Origin of the sequence: Bacteroides sp. PHL 2737 (genome assembly GCF_004115325.2) — a bacterium.
In the GTDB taxonomy this organism is placed as follows: domain Bacteria; phylum Bacteroidota; class Bacteroidia; order Bacteroidales; family Bacteroidaceae; genus Bacteroides; species Bacteroides hominis.
Window position 1 is genome coordinate 3,787,585 of record NZ_CP040630.1, and the last position, 23,143, is coordinate 3,810,727.

Annotated in this window: 17 protein-coding genes and 1 pseudogene; 10 read left to right on the plus strand and 8 right to left on the minus strand. The window is 42.6% G+C overall.

The annotated features are described in order from the left end of the window. Positions 1-6: 6 nt before the first annotated feature. From DBK98_RS15610 to DBK98_RS15620, 3 genes are all read left to right on the plus strand, one after another. On the plus strand, positions 7-2,109 hold the full coding sequence (locus DBK98_RS15610) for a hypothetical protein (protein WP_005806187.1): 2,103 nt from the start codon (positions 7-9) through the stop codon (positions 2,107-2,109). Positions 2,110-2,371: 262 nt separating this feature from the next. Further along, positions 2,372-3,565, plus strand: a complete 1,194-nt coding sequence (locus tag DBK98_RS15615; RefSeq protein ID WP_032537114.1) for a hypothetical protein — start codon at positions 2,372-2,374, stop codon at positions 3,563-3,565. Between the two features lie 94 nt (positions 3,566-3,659). Then, the gene (locus DBK98_RS15620) at positions 3,660-4,283 is read left to right on the plus strand and encodes a BACON domain-containing protein (RefSeq protein ID WP_005806191.1); all 624 of its coding nucleotides are present in this window, start codon (positions 3,660-3,662) and stop codon (positions 4,281-4,283) included. 55 nt (positions 4,284-4,338) lie between these two features. Here the strand turns inward: DBK98_RS15620 and DBK98_RS15625 are convergent, their stop codons facing one another. After that, positions 4,339-4,965, minus strand: a complete 627-nt coding sequence (locus DBK98_RS15625) for a BACON domain-containing protein (protein WP_005806193.1) — start codon at positions 4,963-4,965, stop codon at positions 4,339-4,341. Positions 4,966-5,123: 158 nt separating this feature from the next. Between DBK98_RS15625 and DBK98_RS15630 the strand changes: the two genes are divergently transcribed. Beyond that, the gene (locus DBK98_RS15630; RefSeq protein WP_005806195.1) at positions 5,124-5,558 is read left to right on the plus strand and encodes a hypothetical protein; all 435 of its coding nucleotides are present in this window, start codon (positions 5,124-5,126) and stop codon (positions 5,556-5,558) included. 613 nt (positions 5,559-6,171) lie between these two features. After that, entirely contained in the window at positions 6,172-6,510 is a 339-nt protein-coding gene (locus DBK98_RS15635; RefSeq protein ID WP_005793807.1) for a hypothetical protein, read from the plus strand. Between the two features lie 1,168 nt (positions 6,511-7,678). Here DBK98_RS15635 and DBK98_RS15640 read toward each other — a convergent pair. Continuing rightward, positions 7,679-8,083, minus strand: coding sequence for an integrase (locus DBK98_RS15640; protein WP_032537113.1), 405 nt, complete (start codon positions 8,081-8,083; stop codon positions 7,679-7,681). Positions 8,084-8,147: 64 nt separating this feature from the next. On the opposite strand from DBK98_RS15640, the gene DBK98_RS15645 reads away from it, so the two are divergent. Further along, entirely contained in the window at positions 8,148-9,377 is a 1,230-nt protein-coding gene (locus DBK98_RS15645) for a site-specific integrase (RefSeq protein WP_005681479.1), read from the plus strand. A gap of 19 nt (positions 9,378-9,396) precedes the next feature. Next, a complete protein-coding gene (locus DBK98_RS15650; RefSeq protein WP_005681480.1) occupies positions 9,397-10,608 on the plus strand; it encodes a site-specific integrase in 1,212 nt (403 codons plus the stop codon). Between the two features lie 84 nt (positions 10,609-10,692). On the opposite strand, the gene DBK98_RS15655 is transcribed toward DBK98_RS15650, so the two are convergent. Together DBK98_RS15655 and DBK98_RS15660 are read right to left on the minus strand one after the other, a co-directional pair. Beyond that, complete coding sequence (locus tag DBK98_RS15655) at positions 10,693-10,986, minus strand: helix-turn-helix domain-containing protein (protein ID WP_005681481.1); 294 nt, start codon at positions 10,984-10,986, stop codon at positions 10,693-10,695. An 11-nt stretch (positions 10,987-10,997) separates the two neighbouring features. Next, complete coding sequence (locus DBK98_RS15660) at positions 10,998-11,201, minus strand: helix-turn-helix domain-containing protein (protein ID WP_032839158.1); 204 nt, start codon at positions 11,199-11,201, stop codon at positions 10,998-11,000. Between the two features lie 1,475 nt (positions 11,202-12,676). Between DBK98_RS15660 and DBK98_RS15665 the strand changes: the two genes are divergently transcribed. The 3 genes from DBK98_RS15665 to DBK98_RS15675 are packed head-to-tail and all read left to right on the plus strand — an operon-like array spanning position 12,677 to position 15,224. Continuing rightward, positions 12,677-13,510, plus strand: coding sequence for a hypothetical protein (locus DBK98_RS15665; RefSeq protein ID WP_032537057.1), 834 nt, complete (start codon positions 12,677-12,679; stop codon positions 13,508-13,510). A 32-nt stretch (positions 13,511-13,542) separates the two neighbouring features. Then, entirely contained in the window at positions 13,543-14,823 is a 1,281-nt protein-coding gene (locus tag DBK98_RS15670; RefSeq protein ID WP_005681485.1) for a C10 family peptidase, read from the plus strand. Between the two features lie 5 nt (positions 14,824-14,828). Beyond that, positions 14,829-15,224 carry a hypothetical protein gene (locus DBK98_RS15675; RefSeq protein ID WP_007748783.1) on the plus strand — a complete coding sequence of 132 codons (396 nt, stop codon included), beginning with the start codon at positions 14,829-14,831 and terminating at the stop codon, positions 15,222-15,224. A gap of 533 nt (positions 15,225-15,757) precedes the next feature. On the opposite strand, the pseudogene DBK98_RS15680 reads toward DBK98_RS15675, so the two are convergent. From DBK98_RS15680 to DBK98_RS15695, 4 genes and pseudogenes are all read right to left on the minus strand, one after another. Continuing rightward, positions 15,758-17,112 (minus strand): annotated as a pseudogene (locus DBK98_RS15680) (reverse transcriptase domain-containing protein). 884 nt (positions 17,113-17,996) lie between these two features. Next, the gene (locus DBK98_RS15685; protein ID WP_080714606.1) at positions 17,997-19,166 is read right to left on the minus strand and encodes a metallophosphoesterase; all 1,170 of its coding nucleotides are present in this window, start codon (positions 19,164-19,166) and stop codon (positions 17,997-17,999) included. A 91-nt stretch (positions 19,167-19,257) separates the two neighbouring features. Next, positions 19,258-21,126 (minus strand): FAD-dependent oxidoreductase, encoded by a 1,869-nt coding sequence (locus DBK98_RS15690; RefSeq protein WP_005681492.1) that lies wholly within the window; start codon positions 21,124-21,126, stop codon positions 19,258-19,260. A gap of 27 nt (positions 21,127-21,153) precedes the next feature. Next, the gene (locus DBK98_RS15695) at positions 21,154-23,121 is read right to left on the minus strand and encodes a beta-N-acetylhexosaminidase (protein WP_005681493.1); all 1,968 of its coding nucleotides are present in this window, start codon (positions 23,119-23,121) and stop codon (positions 21,154-21,156) included. Positions 23,122-23,143: the final 22 nt, after the last annotated feature.

Sequence of the window (23,143 nt, forward strand, 5' to 3'; positions counted from 1 at the left end):
ACCAGTATGGCATTAACCATTCAGACAGAGAAAGGGATATTCGACCTTCCCCGGGATTTCAGCGTGGAGATAGAGAACACGTCGCCCATATACACCGACAAGGGCAGCCAGACGATCGCATCGACGTTGCCGGCAACCGGGCACAATCTTTCGATGGTGGATTACATCCACCGGCCGGATATCCGCAATGCGCCAAAGCGGGACGCCGCGGCGGTGGTGACCGACGGGGTTTACCGGCGGACAGGAAAACTCAATATCACCTCCGTGTCAACGGAGTCGGGCATCGTATGCAATATCGGGTTTGACGAAAGCCTGATGTATGAAGCCTGGAAAAACGTTTCACTCAAGGAACTTCCGGGACTGCCGGTCATCAAATACCCGGAAGGCGTCGCAGCCCTTGCCCGTCACCTGGAGGAAGTGATGTGCTACCAAACCCCGGCGGATTATCACGTGTTCCGCATACAGGTGGCGTCTGAAACCCTGGAAGAGACGGAGTATCCGGAGTTCATCAACCCCATAGGGTCGGACGGGAAGACATACGCCCTGCTGAAGGAAGCACGGACCGAGAGGGTTGTCATATCGGGCCAGGCCGTAGATGTAAAGGTTCCCGCAGGATACGGGATATCGCCGTTCCTGAAGGTATCCCGCATATTGGAGATGATATTCTCGGCATACGGCTTTACATTGGTGGAGAATCCCTTTGCCACCGATTACCAGCTCAGCAAGATGGTCGTGCTCAACAATGTGGCGGACACCATTGTCACCGGAGAGATCGACTACAGGAATTTGATGCCGGACTGTACCGTCAACGAGTTCCTGGACGCGCTGTTTTGCCGTACCGGGGCCAAGGTTTACGTAAATGCCGGCCGGAAAGCCGTCATACGCCTGCTCAAGGATTCGATAGGCGCAACGGCATCCGCCGACTGGACACCGCTCAAGGCCTCGGAACCGGAAATAAGCTACACGCCCGCAAAGCAGCTCAAGCTCTCGGCGGGCACATCGTTCAAGGAAGCCGAACCGGCGGCGGACTCCTTTGAGAAATTCCTTAAGCCTTATGGGGGGATCATTACGGAATTTACAGGGGACCGGGACGTGCCCGACGAACTGTACATAACCTACCAGCCTTCCACCGGAAGATATTACAAGCGGGACATCGTGAACAAGAAAAAGAAGTGGATATCCAGCGACTTTTTCCCATGGGACAAGGGCACCCCCGGTGTGGAATACCTGGAGATAACGGGAAAGGACGAATGTGTCCCCATGGCATTTAAAACGGGGCTGCTGACTCCCGGATATCTGGCGGGGGCGGTCAACATCAACACAACCCTCAGAGGGGCCGCCAAGGAGCAGGGGGAGAAGAAGCAGACACCCCTGGCTTTCTGCTTTGCCATGGGGAAAACCAATCAGATTATAGGGACCGGGGCCCTTGTGGAGGAGTATTATTTCGGCAGCTCACTCTGCCGGGGGCCCAAAGGCGAATACTTTCAGGAACCCGGGGGGAATATTTACAGGTATTCACTGGTTTTCAGGGGAGAGGACGGGGCGTTTAACCGGTTCTTTAAGGAGTACGACGCAGTCCTGAGGCATGCCGATCATGTCTATGCGGTGCAGATGAACCCGGACAAGGCCGGACTGCTGAAGCTGGACACTTCCCGGCCCGTCATGCTGCACGGACAAAGAATGATGGTCGAAAGCCTCAAGTACGCGCTTCCGCTGCGCAAAGGACGCCCTTGCCAGATGAAACTGCGTTCCCTTAAACTCTTGCAGCCCTACGACCTGGACAAGGAGCAGGAATTGGTGCCGATGACTCCGCAGCAGGCGACATGGAAGGTCTTTACCTATTTCGACAGGGATATGGAACTCAGGGTGCAGGAGTTGCGGGAGCAGCCGGGGATCATCAGGGTCGACGTCGTGGCAAAAGAGGTGCTGACCAAGCCGGAAGAGGGTGATTTCGACATGTACCCGCCACCATCCTTGCAGGATGTTGCCGACAGAAGGAAGATCATGTACACCTATAAGGGGAAGCTCAAATACAGACCGTATCCACCGGGGCTTACACAGGAGGAGGTTGTAAACTACAGGGCGGGAGTCATTGCCGTAAAGATATAAATCCTGTCCTTTAAACTACCGTGCCAAACGGTCATTTTTGCAGCATGGAAACAAAAAATCAAAATAAGATAGTGACGGCGCCCTCCCTGGAAAATACACGGGAGCTTTACGGGATTTACCGCCAAAGATACGGGGCTGACAAGACCCCGGAGGACTTTTACCGGTTTATGACAACCCCCGGCGTGGAAAGGCGATCCTTTCTGCTTGAGAATACCCAAACGCGGCCGCTATCCATTAACAACACGATCATTCATAAGTGCGTATGAGTTTCGAGATTATCAGAAAAACCGGAGAGATCGCCTTTGTGGCAAACCCTATCGCCTTTGAGGTAAAAACCTCCGGGGAGGCCGAAATTGAAATCCGTCTCAGGGTTGGAACACAGGAGGTGTTTTCAGCCTCCTACGTACCTTTTGGTGACAGGATCCATTTCGACATTGCCGAAATCTTGCAGCCCTTCGTTACTTCCGGGCCCTTGGAGGACTCGGAGGATCTGATCCTGCCCGTATCCGGTTTTATGGCCGGTTACACGCTCGAGGTAAAAGGGCGGGAGACCCGGACACTCACCGGCAAGGCGATATGTGGGGGGATCAGCAAACAGGCGGCAAGGGAAATGTCCGGAAGGGGAACGGACTTTATCCTGAACCGGCTCAGGGATTATTCATCGCAATTCCTCTTTACCACGCGGACCCGCGGGAAGCATATTGCGATAAGGGAAACCGAAGTCTCCCCCCTGATCTTCATTCATCCGGACAAAAGGATACAGGTGGAATCCGAATATGGAAACAGAATAAAACTGCCTGAAGGGACAGCCGGAGAAGTTTATGCTTTAAACATAGGGCGGATCCGGCGGGAGTTTTTCCACAGGTATAACCAGATCGTGTCATTCATCCGGGTATTGGTGCCGGCCGAAGAAGCCTTTGACATCTCTTTCACACCCGGGGAAGTATCAGAAAACGGACTGTCATTTCTCTTCAGAAACTCTTTGGGATGCTATGAAGTGATAGAAATGCCGGGGAAAATGATTTACTCCCTTGACCGGGGGGATGATGAAAACTACCGGACATTCGATGAAGAGGGCGGTGATTATATAACCGGATGTCCAAGGCCCGACCTCCTGCAAAAAATGAAGCTGAATACAGGATTCAAGAGGAAAACAGAGTTGAAATTCATTCAGGACCTGCTCTCCTCGGATGATATCCGGCTGCTTAACGGAACCGCCCGAAGGCGTGTACTGGTAACTTGCGAAGAGTACGGTTATGAAGAACCCATGAAGGAGCCGACATCCCTGGTGCTCGATATCGAGGTTGCCGAGCGGGAATCCAATTACACCCCGGACATGGACGGGGAGAACGCCCCGCCTTTCATCGAACTTCTGCCCGGGGAGGTGGAAATACCCTCAGAAGGAGGGCAGGTCAGGGTACGGGTCGAATCAAATATCATGTGGGAGGTGGTTTGATTCCTAGTTCTTATGGAACTTGGAAAATACCCCGGACGGGGAGTAAAAGCAAAGCGAATTAAAAACAGTAGAAATCATTTAATAAATTACAAGTATGGCAAAAGCAAGTTGGTGCAATGTAAGCCCCATGTCAGGCAAGAGAGATGGCATTTTGACAATCAGTGCAGGTGCTCACACAGGACGTGTAGCACGAAATACAGTAGTTACCGTAACAGCGGCAAACGGAACGAAACCCTCAGCCAGTATAGCGGTATCTCAGGCAGGTGCAGGGGTATCCACAACCATGGATACAAGCAAACCTGACCTTCCCTCTTCCGGAGGAGTCGTTAACATAAACGGAACGTCTAATAGTTCAAAATTAAAGTGGACCTGTACCGCAAGAGTTGTGGGAGTAGATATGCCTATAGACGATAATTATGTAAAAGTGGCGGTAAACGGTGGGAATATAGGAAATAATGTGGCTATTCCGGGGGACCCCGGAGCATCGGGGCGTTTTAACTTTGTGGCGACATTAACTTTTCCCGCTTCGATGTTTCCGGTTGACGCTGTAGTGACTTTTAGGCTGACGGATGATACCGATTCAGCTAAACAATGTACTTTCACTTGGAAAGCGGGTGCGTCTTCTCTTTCAGTGAACAAGTCCTCTTTATCATTGGTTAACGGTGGAACCGGGCAAACCGTAAATGTTACTTCCAATGATGATTGGAACGTCTCTTAATCGGATATAAAGAGAAAGGATAGGAAACGTCTAAATCGCAACCTATCCTTGCTTCTTATGATACTGCCCATTCGTCATTGGAGGTAACGTCTACCGTTTGTCCTGTCCCTGCATTCACAAGCGATAGCGAGGACTTGTTCACCGAAAGAGCAGATGCTCCCGCTGCCCATTTAAATTGGCACCTTACCATTTTTCCTGCACTGTTAGTCACGTCAACATTAGGAGCTAACGGTGTGGGCAACGGATTGCGGGCTATTTCCAGTTTGATGGAAAACGCATAAGAACCGTTCGCTCCGGGGTCTCCTGGGATAGTAACCGTCTCTGAGGCGGCAAGCACTTTGTCAGTAATTCCCGGAGCATTGAATTTTGCGGAAGCGGTAACCCCCGGAAAGTTAATCAGAGGAACCGATATTTTCAATGTCGGGCTGTTAGAGTTCCCGTTAATAGTGACAGACCCTCCTTCTCCGGGTAAATCCGGTTTAGAGGTATCCATCGTTAATTGCACTCCTACGCCGGCTTGCGATACCGCTATACTGGCCGAGGGTTTCGTTCCGTTTTTAGCCGTGACGGTCACTGTCGTACTGCGGGCCTCCCGTCCGGCATGTGCTGCCGCACTGATTGTTAAAGTCCCGTTCTTACTTCCTGACATGGGGCTTACATTGCACCAACTTGCTTTTGCCATAATCGTAATTTATTAAATGATTTATTTCTACTGTTTTTGATTCGCTTTGTTTTTACTCCCCGTCCGGGGTATTTTCCAAGTTCCATAAGAACTAGGATGTCCTTTACGCCCTGAAAAGAGTATGCGAACTTTGCGGCAACCATTAAAATTACATCGACATGAAACTTATTATTTATAACAGCCGGCTTGCAAAACGCATGCTGTTTCCGGGGTATTCGACAATCATGTTATTTGGCATTATCCTGACTAAAAGTAGGAAAGAAGAATGTCCGCCTGCATTGATCCGGCATGAGCAAATACACCAAAGACAGTATTTAGAGTGTTTTATACTCCCAGTTTTACCGGCCGTCCTGTTTACCCCATGGATACTGACCCTATGCCCTTTGAGTTTCTATATACTTTATCTGACAGAGTGGTTCATAAGTTTCGTACGGTATTTTTGGGGTCAGGGAATGACGGATCCGGGCAGAGCCGGCCATAGGGCATATATGTCGTCGGCCATGGAGATGGAGGCTAAGGTAAAAGAGGTAGAAACAGGGTATCTCGAAAGAAGAAAACACTTTGCATTTATGAGGTATTACGACAAAATATAAATGAGATACAACGGAGAATACCTAATTATAGGTAAATTAAAGTAGAGTTCTCCATAGTTTAACTTTTTTAACCAATAATAGTATGCAGGAATGTATTAATGAAATACTTTTGTGCAAAAATATATTTATTCGCCATAAAAACACTTCGTTGTGAAACGCGGGAGTTGCTTATATTTTATAGAAAAGGAGAAGAAAAATCTCCAATCTACACTAGGGGATACATATCTCTTCACTAATAAATGATCCCCACTCAGTGTTTAAGTTAAATTTTTATATGTATCCCCGCCACTTAGTGATAAGAGGCGGGGTTTGTTTTGGAAAATCATTATCCCTATTTAATAACTTACTTCAATGGATATGGTAGTTTCCCTATAGATAAAAGTCCCGTTATTTATCGAATATACAAGGTCATCTACTGAAATACACAAGGTGATTTTGGGGAATTATGCCACAATATGTATAGCGATTCTACACTTTTTCTACAATCCTTTTTTTAGTCATATTATATAATAATCTATTTGTCAGCATATTATACTTATTATAAAACTTTGGCATACACCTTGCTCTTTGATAGATAAAGTTAGTTTTAATTATCCATACTAAAAATGTAATTATGAAGAAAGTATTAGTAGCATTGACAATGGTTATGGGGATGGGCAGCGCAGTAGCGTTTGCACAAGAACCGGTTAAGCTCCCCGCTATGGAACAGAATCAACAAACATCTCAAGACAAATTCACAAAGATTACTGTCAAAGAGCTTCCGCAAGTAGTCAAGAGTACTTTGTCCAAGGATTACGAAGGAACTATAGTTAAAGAGGCTTTCGTTGCTGAAAAAGAAAACGGAAAGGTTTACAAGATAATTGTAACAGCAATCAAAGAAGACCAATCAACTGAAGAGATAACTGTATTGTTGAATGAAAAAGGGGAACCTGTGAATGAAAAAGATTGCTAAGGAAAGCATTTCATTCACTATGTGACGAAATCAATTTCTTTTTTTAATCTTTAAGTACGAAAAAGAGGGGAATAAATACCTCTTGAAGGCAAAACAGTGATTAGTACCTTCTCCAAGCGTAAATGTGTTAATAGTGTCCTGCTTCTTAGTGATAAGAAGCAGGAATTAAAAAAGTAGGTTTAAAGCGAATTATAATTTATATGTACACTTTTTTCTAAAAAATCTTTCATTAAATTATTTGCCACAAAATCCTCGTTGAGAAACGCGGAAGGTAGTTTGTTTTATATGGGAATGGCTTAATATTACCCCTCTTGCACTATCGGTCATTCTCGAGAAAGCTATTCATAAATAGTAATCTTTTTATTCTATCCCGCTTCTTAGTGATAAGAGGCGGGATTTTGTTTTCATATCCTCACCTAAAGATTTATCCTTCCCGTGTCTCAGATCTCCCTTTGCTAACTTAAAGAGCGCGTGCTAATCACTATTTCTTGGTACTCCCCCTTCCTTGAAAAAGTGCATATCTTTAAAACAGGAAAATCCTAAATAAATTTTTCTAAAAAGGTGTATTTTTATCCAAGTATATATTATGTTTTAATTATATAATATTATATTTGCAACGGTTAATATTTCGTTGGGAAACGGAACACTCGATTATGTTTAGTTAGTGTAAAAGATAGGAAAACAGAAAAAGAGATTTCTGTATATAGTAAATGTATGATATTACATTTTTCACTTTTGCATAGTATAATTTTATAATTGTTGGTACTGCTTCTACAAAATGAAGAAGCGAAGATGTTTTTTACGCTAAACAAAATTGTACAGTGTATTGCCTACGTTGCGAAACGCAGGCAATATAATTAATAACACCAACATGACCATTGGGCTGTTTGAATGTGAATAGATGGCCGGGAACACGCAAGTAATAATTTATTAGATTGTTGTAAAACAAGACTTATCCCTCTATTATAAATCCAGTGTGTATCAACCAAAGAGAGGGGAGTTTGCTTCAAATATATATATCCCCTCTCCACTACATCGCATGAAGCGAAGTTTAGTTAAAAATCTATTTCTTAGAGCAAGGACTAAAAAAACTCTTATGCTTAGTATTCAGTATATATTGCCTACGTTGGGAAACGTAGGCAATATTATTCTTTTCTTCAACAGTATTTCATTTCAAGTTCTCTAAATAATCAAGCACCTGTCGGTTGGCTTTGTCCACTTTCTCCATATCATAATCGATATAAATACTTGTAGTTTTACACCCAAATTCATGACCAAGGGCCAATGAAATAACATCTTTTGACACTCCTATTTTATGTGCTATTGTCGCCCATGTATGACGCGCCCAATAAGTAATATTTAGAAATGCAGTAAAAAACGGAATGGCGAGTATAAAACGTAAAACGTTTATAATTAAGCACTTTACGAGAATTGCAGAATAGGCTGGCCTGCAAAAGAAAACAAAATATTGCAGCGTTTCAGTTACCAGGCTGTTAGCCGCCTGTTTCTGAAACGACGACAGGTAACCGATTTTTATCGATAAGAACAAAGCGGATTTGTATTCACTGTTCATCAATATTTTGCATGCCAAAGGGCGCTTTTCAAAGGAGTATTTTTACAACCTAAAAAAGAGCGTTATGAAAGTGGAAAAATTTAAGGTACTGCTCTACCTGAAAAAGAGCGAGCCGGACAAGAACGGCAAAGCCCCGATCATGGGACGGATCACCCTCAACCGCACGATGGCGCAGTTCAGCTGCAAGCTATCCTGTACCCCTGAGCTATGGAACGCACGTGAGAGTCGGCTGAACGGCAAAAGCCGGAAAGCGGTGGAAACCAATGAAAAAATAGAGAGGCTACTGCTTGCCGTACACTCGGCCTTCAATTCCCTCATGGAAAGGAAAAAGGACTTCGATGCCGCCGCGGTCAGGGACATGTTTCAGGGTAATGCGGGCATACAGATGACCCTGCTCAAGCTTCTCGACCGACACAATGGGGAAATGAAGGCCCGTGTTGGCGTAGACCGTGCGCCCACCACACTCTCGACCTACCTCTTCACCTACCGCACGCTTTCCGAATTCATCAAGGCGAAGTTCAAGGTCTCGGACCTGGCATTCGGGCAACTCAACGAGCAGTTCATCCGCGACTATCAGGATTTCATCCTCATGGAAAAAGGACATGCCGTGGACACGCTTCGCGGCTACCTGGCCATCCTGAAAAAGATCTGCCGTATCGCCTACAAGGAGGGACATTCGGAGAAATACCATTTCTGCCACTTCAAACTACCCAAACAGAAGGAAAGTACACCGAAAGCACTCAGCCGGGAGAATTTCGAGAAACTGCGTGATCTGGAGATTCCGGAGAAACGCAGGTCGCATGTCATCACCCGGGACCTCTTCCTCTTCGCCTGCTACACCGGCACAGCCTATGCTGATGTGGTAAGTATCACTCGGGAGAACCTCTTCACGGATGAAGAAAACAATCTCTGGCTGAAGTACCGGAGGAAGAAGACCAACTACCTCGGGCGCGTCAAGCTGCTGCCGGAAGCCCTCGTGCTGATCGAAAAGTACCGTGATGATGCCCGCATGACCCTCTTTCCACCGCAGGACTACCATACGCTCAGGGCCAATATGAAATCCCTGCGCCTGATGGCAGGACTCAGCCAGGACCTTGTCTACCATACAGCAAGGCATTCCTTCGCTTCTCTGATCACACTCGAGGAGGGAGTGCCGATCGAGACCATCAGCAAGATGCTGGGACACTCCAACATAAAGACCACCCAAATCTACGCCCGTGTAACCCCGAAGAGACTGTTCGAAGACATGGACAGGTTCATTGAGGCGACACGTGATCTCAAACTAATTCTTTAATCCTAAAAACGTCATTACCATGCGCAGTACATTCAGACTCATGTTCTACATCAACCGTAACAAGGTGAAATCGGACGGAACGACAGCCATCCTCTGCCGGATCAGCATCGACGGCAGGAAGTCAGCTGTCACGACAGGCATCTATTGCAAGCCCAGTGACTGGGACAGTAACAAAGGAGAAATCAGGATGAACAAAGAAAACAACCGCCTTACCGCTTTCCGCAGCCGACTGGAAGAGGCATACGGGAACCTGCTGAAGAACCAGGGAGTGGTCACGGCGGAATTACTCAAAGCTACCGTATCAAATACCGTTTCCATTCCGGAATTCCTGCTGCAGACCGGAGAGGCAGAACGGGAACGGCTTAGAATCCGTTCAGTCGAGATTAACTCCACCTCAACTTATCGCCAGTCAAAGACAACCCAGCTCAATCTGAGGCAGTTCATCGAATCCAGGGGGATGAGGGACATCGCCTTTTCAGACATCACCGAGGAGTTCGCCGAATCCTTCAAAATCTTTCTCAAGAAAGAGCTGGGACATGGGAACGGACATGTGAACCACTGCCTGTGCTGGCTTAACAGGCTCATCTATATCGCTGTGGACCGGGAAGTATTGAGAGCCAATCCGATAGAGGACGTGGCATACGAGAAGAAGGACAGTCCGAAATTGAAGCACATCGGGCGCAATGAGTTGAAACTGATAATGGAGACCCCGATGCCCGACCCGATGATGGAGCTGGCACGCAGGACATTCATATTCTCCTCTTTCACAGGGCTTGCCTATGTGGATACGCGCAGACTCCATCCACGCCACATTGAAAAGAGTTCCCTAGGAAGAAGATACATCCGCATCCGCCGGGCTAAGACGGGCGCAGAAGCATTTATCCCGTTACACCCGGTAGCCGAACAAATACTAGAACTTTACAACACCACGGATAACGAGAAGCCGGTCTTTCCGTTACCGGTCCGGGATATCCTCTGGTACGAGGTCCACGGGCTGGGTGTAGCACTGGGGATGAAGGAAAATTTATCCTATCATATGGCTAGGCATTCGTTCGGAACTCTAATGATGACCTCCGGTATTCCGATAGAAAGCATCGCCAAGATGATGGGACACACAAACATCAATAGCACGCAGGTATATGCGCAAGTCACTGACCAGAAAATATCCTCGGACATGGATTGGCTCATGAAAAGAAGAAAGCGGAAGGATACGGACTGGGTTAAGAGCTAAAAATGTCCAGATAAAAAATGGGATGAGTGTCGGAATCCTTGACAGTCCCAACACTCATCCCATTAAAGCCTAAAAAGGGCAATATTATATCAGCGCCCTGTGATAGTTACCTTCCAATAATTTTTCAATGTCCGACGTTTTATACAGCACCTTTCCACCCAGTTGGACATAGGGGAGCCGACCCTGGTCACGATAATCCTGCAGACATCTGCGACTGATTTTCAACAGCCCGGACAACTCCCTGTCAGTCAGGAACCGTTCACCGTTAAAAGGCGGGCGGTTACCCTCCATTAGCTGATCCATTTTTACCTGAATATTCTCCAGCAGAATAAAGAAACGCAGGATACTCTCACTCTCCTTACCGATAATTCCTTCCATTTCTTGCTTTTTTAAAAGTTATTGCTTTTTCTTCTGTCTCTCACCGCCTTCTCCTTGCGCCTCATACCGACATAAGTCATCAGCCTCTCCACATCTTCCGGTTTGTAATAAAATTTACGCTGAACCTGGGTGAACGCCAACCGTCCGGTATCACGAAGGGTCTGCAGGGTACGGGAAGAAATGTCAAGGCGCAGGCAGACATCCTGACCGTCCAGTCACTCACCAACCCCTTTATTCGCATTTTTCTCATACAGCCTGTCCACGCGTGTCGATAGACTTTCGACACATCCCAGCATCCTGTCAAAGATACCGGCTTCAATGTAATATATTTCCATATGATCGATTTTAAATATTCGTTGATGCGAATGTAAGAGAAAAAACGATACCTGCCAAACTGGACCGGACTGATGGCAGGAATAGTCATGGATAGTCAGCAATTGTCAGGAGATGAAAAGATATTTATAAAGGGGTATCTGAATCCGCTATACCCATCCGAAGAATGTGTCACTCATGAGCCCGTTGTGTTCTATATAAGGGAAAAAAATCCTGCCAAACGGGCATTTCCCAACCCATAGGCGGACTACCTGAGTACGTAAAGGATATGAGCAATACCTAGAGCATTCGGTTCTCCCGTTTTTATTTGGCGATGAATGAGGGAGAATCACGTTTCTTCGGCAATCAGGGATATTTTCCATTGTACTATCGGATGCTTCACAACTCGTGAGAGAATAGAAGTCTCAATTCATAGATTTTCTTTGCGAAACTTGTTTTCTGTTAAAAGCAAAATATATTCCAGAATATACAACTTTCATTCAGGAATATATTTTGAGGTATATTTATCCATAAGATAATGTACGCCTTTACCCATTTTTCCTCGTATATCAAAGAAGCCTTCACCCAGTAGGCCTATCCACTTCTTAAAAAATGGCAGTACAAAATCTATACCTTTTGATACATGCCTGACTTACTATATAATGGCAGGTGATGCAGAAGTATACTTTCATTCGTTTAGTCCATCAGTTCAAAATAATTAAGTAGTTCCTTCATATTGCCGACAAAATACAGCCAGTCGATACAATAAACTTTATTGCACTCAAAAACGATCGGATATTCGTATTTGCCGACAACTGTACTACCCCTTCTTGGTACTGAGACATATATGTATTTAACGGAAGCAAAATTCAATCGTTTGAGATAGTATACCTGTATATTACTATTTATTTTAGAAACTAATATTGGATATTTAAGTCGACATCAAAACGTCTTAAAATATAAATGTTAGTCTTACGTTAGATAATATTAAGCATCTCAATAATAAATATCTGATTATAAGATGTGTATAAATGTTTTTGTTAGATTTTATATTTTCTTCCATAACTATAAAACATCGATTTAGTCTTATCTTTGTAGTATGATATTATTAATTTTATCATGAAAAAAGTTTTTGCATTATAAAGAAATTCAACGTCTTTTCCCAGAATTATACTGTATGTTTTATAACCATGCCAATAAGACAGAAAAGATAACGGTCAAAATAAGCCCTCAAAACAAAAAGTTTGTTGTTTAATTGTCTTATAATGCTGGAAATAAGTTTGTAAACTCTACAAAAGACCTTGAAGATTGTATCAGATGTTGAGGTTTCAACAATATTAAATATTACTTTTATTTATAGTAACTAATTTGCATTAATATGAGAAAGGTATTTATTCTTTTGTTTATTTCTTTAGCATTGTTATCCTGTCAAAAAGAGGAAAACAATAGAAAAACAGAGTATCAAGTATTAACAAGTAAGGACGCATCCAAACCGTTTAGCTGTCTTGGAGAGAAACGTATTATTACGATTATAAAAAAAACATTAATAGATGATGTTTTAAGTTCAGAGGTTCCGATTATTCCCAGGGATGTTTCGGTAGAATTTGATAAAACTCTTTTTTCTGATATAGAAATAAAAGTGGAGGGCGATCAGGTAGTATTAAATATAACCTCAAATATTAATAAAGAAGATAAAATTTTGAATGCTGATTTACAGATTTCTTACTCTACTATTAATGGCATAAAAGTAGAAAAAATTCCACTAATTATAGATAAAGGAAAGTTGACATTTGTGTATAAAATCCATTCGGAACAGAATCCTTTTATTCTACCAGCTGAAGGTGGTAGATTTGAGTTACCTTTTACTTGTAAAAAACAGACATATTTGAATGGCCAGTTTATAGAGGAAACTTATTCATCATTAAACGGATTGAGATTTAAAACGATAAGTAGTGGTAATGTCTGGTTCCTTACAGTCAGAAAAGACGGAGAAAAAATTGGTTTTTACAAATTTTCTTTTGTGGGAGAAGGACCATATAACCAAAAAACAGATCCAGAGTGCTATTTTAACATATATACCCATGATGCAGATTTAATTACAGATAATCCTACAGAAATATTCAGACAAGATTTTATACAACCCCAGACCCCGGGTGAGGATTATTATAAACCTTCCCGGTCCTCTTATAAACATGGCACTTTTGACTTTTAACGTATTCAGTATTAACCTTAATTATATAAATTATGAAACAACATGCACATTTATTGATTTTGACAATTATGTTTTTAACTTCATGTTCCGATGACACAGAAGTGATGAAACAAGAATCTTCGCCACCATCTTTAACAGAAAAAGCCCCGACTTATCGTACTAAAGAGAATGCTATTATTGAAGTGGAACTTTTTATTAAAAATAATAGAAACAATACACGAAATAGCTCTTTTCTTAATTATTCAATAAACAATGAAATCTATTTCTATAGAGATACAATTACTAATCAGACATATCCCTCATTTTATATAGCCAATGCAGAGGGTGGCAATGGCTATGCAATAGTATCGGCCAACCTATATACAACTCCTATTATTGCTTATTCAGAGTCTGGCAATCTTTCTTTAAGTGACACGCTTCAATATCAGGAATTATCTTTCTTTTTTGATTTAGTTCAAAATTACATTTCTAATAATAAAAAGTATGAGATAGAGTTCAAAGAAGAAAATGATGACGATAACTCTTTAGACACATCTCAAACAAGGGGTAGAAGACGTCCTATTTATATAAAGAAACCTGGAGAATGGGAAGAAACGGAAAGAGTACAACCTTTGATTTCTGTTAAATGGGGACAAAGGAGTCCATATAACAATGCGGCACCTCTTATAGAAGGACAAAGAGCCCTCACAGGCTGTGTAGCTACTGCAATAGCTCAAGTAATGGCATATCATGAAAAACCTTCAGGGTATAATGGGGTGTCATATAATTGGTCTGAAATGAAACAATTCCCCACCACTCCAGCAGTTGCCCATTTATTCCGCTCTATAGGTGATTTGGTTAAAATGGATTGGGGAACAGATACAAGCGGAGCTAAAAGAAAAAATATACCACAATGCTTCGAGAAAATGGGATATAGGAAACCCAATAATCCTCAAATTTATAGTCAATGGGATGTTATAACATCTATTAAAGCTAAATGTCCGGTTATAATATGTGGCAATTCGGTAAGAAAGAAAATACTGGGTATTAAATATTACCAAAATGGTCATGCTTGGGTTTCTGATGGCTATTTTCATAGAGAGAGAAATGTTGATGTCTATAGAAAAGGAAGCGATAAAGTTCATCATTCGTATACGGAGAAAGAAGATTACCTGCATCTAAACTGGGGCTGGAATGGTAATAGTAATGGTTATTATTTGGCGGGTATTTTTAATGGAGGTGAAGGACCTACTTTTCCTTCTACTAGAGCAGCCGGCAAGGGTAATTATCCATATAATGTAGAAATAATTCCATATATTAACATAATAAAATAAGAAATATGAGACAAACTTATTATTTTCTGTCTTTCGTGTTACTTTTATTTGTATTCATTTCATGTAGCGATGACGTCGTTGGCAAGGGAACAGATACGATAGGACTAGAGACTAAAGAGGTATTTTTTAAATCCAGTAAAGATTCTATAGAGTTACGAACCAGGAAAGGTGACGACTGGTGGCTGACTGAAATCTCTACTAAAGACACGATATATAGAACACACTCCCTTAATGTTCAAGTAATAGAAGGTGGTGGACTTTATGTGGAGAAAACAGGTCGCAAATCAATCTTTATCAGGATTGATTCAAATTTAACAGGCTTGGAAAGGAGATTTACAACAGTTATACAAGCAGGGAATTACTATAATACAATTACTATAATACAAAAGGCCAAAGAATAAATAAAAAGGTGGAGACTGCTATTCTCCGCCTTTTTGTTTACTTACTTTTTAGTTCTAGAACTAAGTTTTATATTTCAAGTGATACTATAAAGAATCAACCTCCATTAAAATCAGCTATTGATTTTATAAATGGATTACGGGATCTTCCAATGAAACGTATAGTGGCTGACGAAGGTATCCTTGCTGGAAAATTAATAATAAATTGGACGGTATGATTATAAAAAAATAAGTTTCTATGTTTAAAATCTGAAGTGACGGATAACAGTAGATAGCACTAAAAAAGCTATACCATTTTAGTAAACTTCATATTATATTGAAGTCATAACTCATTAACTAAAACGATATAGCTTATGAGACGTGTACAAAGTAACACATTAGATGTAGGAATTGATGTCCACTTAAAGAATTGGTCGACAGCAATCTTATCAAAGCATTCAGTACTGAGGAGATTCCTGCAAGTTGATTGCGAGGGACCTACCCTCATCTCCTACATAGTTGCGAAGCATTTAGCACATGCTTCTCGTGGCACAATCTCACCCTACCGTACAAGCGGTTCCGCATACGGCGGTTTCGCAATCTATATGTATTTGCTTATAAAGATGAGATAACATTGGATACCCCGCTTTCCGAAGAGCCTCGTCCTCAATAGCATTCTGAAGAAAGGCACGCGTACAACGCCAATACCCTTTCCGAGTATTTGCCCACTCCCAAGCCTTACCTTTCGGTATTCCACATTTCTGCAAATTTGAAAAGCGAGTCTTCACTCTCTTCCAACATTTCCATATACACATACGCAAGTGTCTGCGATACCATTGGTCTAATGGAATCAGCAGACTCCTCATGTCTGCATATTTGAAATACCCTATCCAACCTCTAAAGGTTTGCCAGAGTATCTCTTTACGTTGGGCATAACCCATGCTGTTACTACGTCTGGTAAGAGATTTAACCTTACGTTTGAATTTCTCTTTTGTTGTCTTGTGAACATACAGCCTGCATTTGCCTTTCGTGAAATAGAAGGAAAAGTCCGTTATGCTTGAGCATACGCGTTCGGCGGACCTCTTACTTTTGCACAGTATCATGCTATCATCTGCATAGCGTACAAAGCAGTGTCCACGTCTCTCCAATTCCTTGTCTAGTTCGTTCAGCAGGATATTGCTGAGCAAGGGGCTCAAAGGGGCGCCTTGTGGTGTACCCTCTATACTTGGTTCATAATGCTTACCTATCATTACTCCGCTTGTAAGATACTTGTGTATAAGAGAAATGACACGCCCGTCATTTATTGTCCTTGACAGTATTCTCAGTAAGAAACTATGGTTTACCGTATCAAAGAATCTAACAAGGTCTATGCCTACAGCATATTTGTAGCCTTCGCTTGTATAACAGCACACTTGGAGCAATGCTACATGCGCACTACGTCGGGGCGAAACCCAAAACTGCTTGGGCTGAACTGGCGTTCGTAGATAGGCGATAGCACTTGGACGATGGCTTGTTGTATCAAGCGGTCAACAACGGTTGGGATGCCTATAAGCCGTTTCTTCCCGTTATCCTTGGCTATATCTACCCTACGCACTGAATTCGGTTTGTACCTTCCAATGCGTATCGACTCGATAAGTTCTGATTTGTGTTCATGAAGATAGGGAAGCAGTTGCTTAAAATCCATTCTATCAACACCTCCAACCCCTTTGTTTCGTACCACTTGTAGATAGGCACGATTGAGATTGTCGGGAGAAAGAATTTGACTCATTAAGTCATCTTTATTTGGTTGCACTGCTATCAAACTGCCGTCTTTCATGTCCATATAGGTCTGCACTCCCTCATAGCTTTCGGATTCCATCCTATTCTTTTGAGGGTAGCCAAGTGTACTTTCTATGACTCTTATTTTATGCATTCTTTCCTATTTAGAGTTAGTTACGTGTTTATAGCTATTGCGATTCAGCCCTTCCTTAAAAAGAACTTAAGTACTATGGCTTCTGCTGACTTCTCACAATAAGCTTTACTCCGTGTTTGGCAATCTAAACACATGCTCCACACGTCCGTGAGACCTCCCCGATTAAGAATATAATCTTTCACACTTATACCTGCTTGATTTACACCGAGTGTTCCATATAGCTATAGGGCTTTATCTTGTTTGGCAGACTTACCCACACTCATATGCCTTAGTATCAAGTTTCTGTACGTCAGGTCAGTGCTTTGCCTAAGACTTCCTTTAGATGCCGAATCACTACGGACACCATTGCCGTCGGCTGTACGCTTGCCGATATAAGGCTGCGATGGGGACTTACACCCATTAGATTATGCCCATGTCGGGCAAACTCCAAAAGGCAACTAACTCGCAATGAATTAGTTGCCTTAAATTTTCCTATTTTAGGAATATCCCTAGCTAATGGTACATCGGGCAAACATTCTCGATATTTCCACACCATAAAAACGAGCAAAGACTTGATACGGTTCTTGGTATGTATGCTGTCTTTTGCAATCAGGTTTCTTAGTCTTATAAAGAGCGTATTTTTGTGGTTTCCTCCCCAGAATATAATTCCTTTTCAAATGAACCGAAAGGTAACTCGTGGGCCAATTTGCTACAATTCACAGCATTGGTCTTGCGTAACTTCTCCTTGCTCATGGTAGGCACATCGACTGGATTACCCCGTAAATGTTGGTTATTCCTAAATTCATCAGCCTCTCATACATGCAGAATCTGCAGAAACCAGCTTCATTGATTAAGAAGTAATTGTCACCCGAATAATTACTTGCCAAGTACTAATGCAAAGCTTTTTATTTTTTTATGATAAATTCATCCAGCATTTTTCCGTCTCGATCCATTACCTCTATCTTCATCTGTGTGGTCGTGGCATAAATACGTAGCAAAGATGTATTGGAATTAACTACTACGGGGAAAGACGTTTTGTCAGTGGCATCATGACGCACAAAACGATGTAAGTGTCCACAAAGCATTAAATCCGGATAAGCCTGGCGTAATAAAGGCATAAACTTCTGCTCTACTTCTACATTTCCATGCCAATCCTCATCGGGACCAGCTTCAGTAACTGCGGGAGGAATGTGAGCTACAATTATTTTAAAAGGCGCTTCTTTATATTCGGTACTTTCCAAAATACTGGCCAACCATTCGGACTGTTCGGTACGGTAGAGGTCATATTGGGTAATACCGGCATATTCAATATCAGAATCAGGCTTATCTTCTCCCGTATCCAGAACAATACAATAGACAGGACCTTGTCGAAAGGCATAATAAAGATGTTCCTGACAGGGAGAAAAATAACGTTGGATTTCGGTTGCAAATACTCCCCGTGTTTCGTGGTTGCCACGGGCGTAGTACATCGGGATCTCAGAAGCGAAAAGTCGTACAGCCGTATCCATAAACCCCTTGAAAAGCTGATCTTCACTATTTATGAAAGAGAGCATATCACCATTAAAAAGAACAAAGTCGGTTTGCGTAAGGTTACAACGGGACATTAAGTCCTCCAGCAGTTTGTTGTCCCCATGTATATCGTTGGCCATTACAAAAGAGGTGGCAGGCGCTTGCGGATTGCAGGTATGAAAAGTAAGCGGTTTACGATAATAGACATCAGTGGAAGCATAACTTCCATAAATGATTTTATACCCAGTATGTTTCAACACTTCCTGAGCAAAAACACGGTAACGATATTGTTTTCCCGGTGTCAGTCCCTTGACTTTAACGGCATGGATGGTTGATGTATTCTTGATGCCATTAGACGTGTCAAAATAACGCGGATGCTCTTTGGCGTAAAAACTGCCGTTGCCATCTGAGGCCAGTTCCACCCATCCTATAGAGGGCTTATCCGTTATCCATACAATGGTAGCTTCGTTAGATCCCACGTTTTGCAAGTAAGGTCCATGAGTTATTGTTATTTTGGAAATTTCATCTTGCGAATACAGGAATGTAGCTATTCCCAATAATAACATTTCTAAGAATATGATTTTTCTTATCATAATGCCTAATCTAATAAATTGTTAAACTTTCGTATGTGGAAATCTGGCAGACAGAGATGTATCCTTACTTTACCTTCGGTATCTGGTTTAGCCTGCCTCCTTCATTATATCGTTGATTATTCGGTAATCCCTTTTTATTCACTCCCTTTTGCATGAGTGATTTTAATTCCTCCAAATAATAATGGTATATGTCACGGGGAGTGGCTTGATATTTTTTGCATAGTGAGGCTGCCATGCCTACAACTTCCCCCATCATACCTGTAGTGCGCATAACTCGTACGGTTCCCAAGGCAACATGTGTGACACTGATATTGCGTCCTGCCATGAACAGATTGTCTATATTACGGGAATAAAGACATCGGTAGGGAACAGGATAGGGATAAATTACTACATGGTCTGTCGTCGCTTTGAATTCCCGTCCCGGGAAATACCGGGTATTCTCGGGGTCGGGCCGGTGCAGATCAATACTCCAGGTAGTAGTGAAAGATGCGTCCTCATGGGCTACGTGCTTTGTTAAATCATCCTCTTTCAGTACATAGTCGCCCAATAGCCTCCGGGATTCCCGCTTTCCGGCAATGTAGGCTACCCATTCCAATGAACGTTTTTTATAATATTTTCTTCGTTCCGATTGATTTTTCAAGTAGCTCCAATTAGAATATATAACTAACATTCCATAGTCACGTATTTGTTCAGAATCATTAATCTGATTTTTATTCATTCCGGTTTCCCAAGTCCATTCACCATAAGTGACAGGTTCACAGGTCTCCTCATTGAATTCGATGCCGTACCGGAATTCCGGAAAATAGGATGTTTTTGTGTCTTCCACAGAATACCATTGAACAGAAGTGCCCATTACTAAGCTATCAGCTATTTCGGGAGCTATAGTCTCACCGTATTCAGAACGGCTTTCACGGCCCATACGATAGTCTGCCCCGGCCAGATAACCGATAGTGCCATCACCAGTACAGTCAGCAAATAAACGACCATAAAATTCGATTTCTTCACCGGATTCAATATGACAAGCGGTTATCGAGATGATCCGGTCCTCTTCCTTCTTCACCGAAAATGCCCGATAATTAAGAAACAGGGAAACATTAGTTTCAGCTTGCAGCCATTCCATTTTTTTATGATCTTCATAATTGCCTGCCGGTTGTGCATTACCCTCCTTGACGGGACCGAACTCTTTTTGCAGCCCCCCCAGTTCAGGATATTTTCCGATCTCGATAGCTCCTCCCAAATGAACACGAATCTCGGAACTATTGTTTCCACCGACTACAGGGCGATCATTGATAAGTGCGACTTTACAGCCCAGGCGGGCGGCAGATACTGCTGTACTCATACCTGCAATACCTGCACCTATAACTACTAAATCATATGATTCTGTTTTTGGGGGGGCTAATAATCCAAGTTTAGCACGACGAAAGTTATTTAAAGCCGCCATATCCGATGGCGGAATATCATCTTTCCGTGTCGTAAAATAAATAGCATCACACCGCCCGTCAAAACCTTTCAAGTCATGCAAAACAATGTGAATATTCTTTTCTGTTGCCTGATATTGCCCGGCATACTGCCATATCCACTGATTGCCTATAATACCCAACCGGTAAGAGATTTTCTTTCCGTTTACTGACAAACCGAACAATCCGGGCCCTTCACCCTCCTGCCATGGAGACGTCCAGTTGTAGGTGCGTACAAAAATATAATATGTGCCATTTTCTGGAAGTTGTACATTGGTACTCGCATTTTCAACAGGACTACCTAGACCGTGTGCCAGTAAATAAGGTGATCCCATCAAGTCCATAAATTGTTGGTCCACTACCCAGCCTCCTTTTTCCGTGAAACTTTCTGCTTCTACCAATAAACTGGCAGCATGAAGACTCGCTCCGTGAAATACCATCCAGATGAGAGAAATATATATAATTTTTTTTATCATAACAATTTTCATTATTCTTATACTTGTTTATTCATAGTAGCGAAGGATAATCTCCTTGATAGTCAGCCGGGCCATCAGTGGAGTTGTCAATTCCATTTTGAGGGCTTTAATCATGGCTAGTGTACTGAAAGATGCTGACAATTCTCCATTTTTGTTATCTGCAGCTACTTTCTTAAATATTGTACCGTCCTCGCTGACAGATAATTGTACATGTTCCGGATGTTCCTTTGAAACATCAAACACAATTCTGATTTCCTGTACTGCTTGTCTTTTTTCCAAAGTAAGAGTAAAATAATCTCCTTTTTTTAAGGAATAGGGGGTTGCAAAGAAAGTCTGTATATCACCGTCAAACGCATATTCAGGCATATAATACTTGATTCCCTTCATATTGGTATCGATACGGGCAGGACATACAAGACGGGGCCTTTGTTCGCTTTGCGGAACAAAACCTGTGTTATCCCAATCCTCGTCTTTGAAGTAACAGATATTCAGTTTTTCCATAATAGCACCGAACTTGCTGATACGTTGTCGGAACCCTTCCCATTCTTTCTTTTCTTTCGTGTTCCAGAGGGTTTCGGCCAAGGCACAAGTTCTGGGATATAACATCCTTTCCACCTCATCCGAGGTTGTAATGAATTCAGTCCACAAATTAGCCTGTCCTCCCTTGACGAGATGTGCTTGAGTATTCGTACATTCTTTGCCAACTGGTTCCCATTCATACAATCTGCGTGTGGAATTCCGTGAATACCCGAAATCAAAGTAACAGGGATCCTTAGGAGACATAATGACTGACAACCCTCTTTTCAAAGCTTTCTGTTGCTGTTCTCTTCCATCACGTTGCCAGATCATGATCACGTCACTGATGTCAGCGGCATTACGGTCATTTATTTCATCCCAACCTATCATCCTTTTTCCCTTGGAACGTACAATTTCACTAACTCGTTTCGTAAAATAGTCCTGTAACTCGTGCCATGAAGTCATATTCTCTTGTTTGTAAATCTTTTGGCATTTCGGACATTGTTCCCATAGATGTGTCGACACTTCATCTCCTCCCAGATGTATGAATGATGAAGGGAAGAGATCAGTGAGTTCTGCTACCAGTTTTTCCACAAACCTATAGGTTTCAGGATTTCCTATACACAGCATATTCTCATCTGCTCTCTTCCGTTTTTGTCCGTCCAGTTCCTCTGGATAGGCTTCAAATTTTCCGCCTTTACATGACAGTTGGGGAAGGGCTGCAAGCAAGGCCAGACAGTGTCCCGGAAGGTCAATCTCCGGAATGATCTCTATGCCGTACATGGCGGCATAGTTGATCAATTCCTGCAACTCGCTTTTACGATAATAATGTCCCGATAGATCCTCGAATGTCCGGTAGTACGTACCTTTGAACGCTAAATCCGGATATTGGTCCAGATACAGACGCCAGCCTTGATTGTCTGTCAAGTGCAGATGTAAAGTGTTAAGTTTAAAAAAGGCCAATTGTTTGGTATACTTTTTAAGTTGTTCGATAGTCCAGAAATGGCGGCTACAATCTATCATGACTCCCCTGTAACTAAAACGGGGTTTGTCGTGGATTATGAGCCGGGGTAACTCTTTTCCCTCACTTCCCAGAATCAATTGTAAAAGAGTGGAAAAAGCATGAATCATACCTGTCTGGTCACCTGCTTCTATGATGATCCCCTGCTTTGTAATTTCCAGCATGTACATTTCCGGCTCCTGCATTTTCACCTTTTTTACATGAATGGAAGGATTTGAGGCATTCACCATGACAGACAAATTTGCCAGTTCTTTCAGATCGCTGACAAGGAGGTTTCCTGTATTTTTCCATTCGTCCGGGAAATGGATGCTTTCCAGACGTTCGATGGATAGCGTACCTTTTTTCCGGACCATGCTTTCAACTTGCGGGATCAGACAAATATTATCTTGAGAATAAATACTGTCTGGTAATATGAGAAGAAATAGAAAAAGGTGAAAAATATAGCTCTTTCCAATCATAAAGTTAGAAAAATAAAAGGGT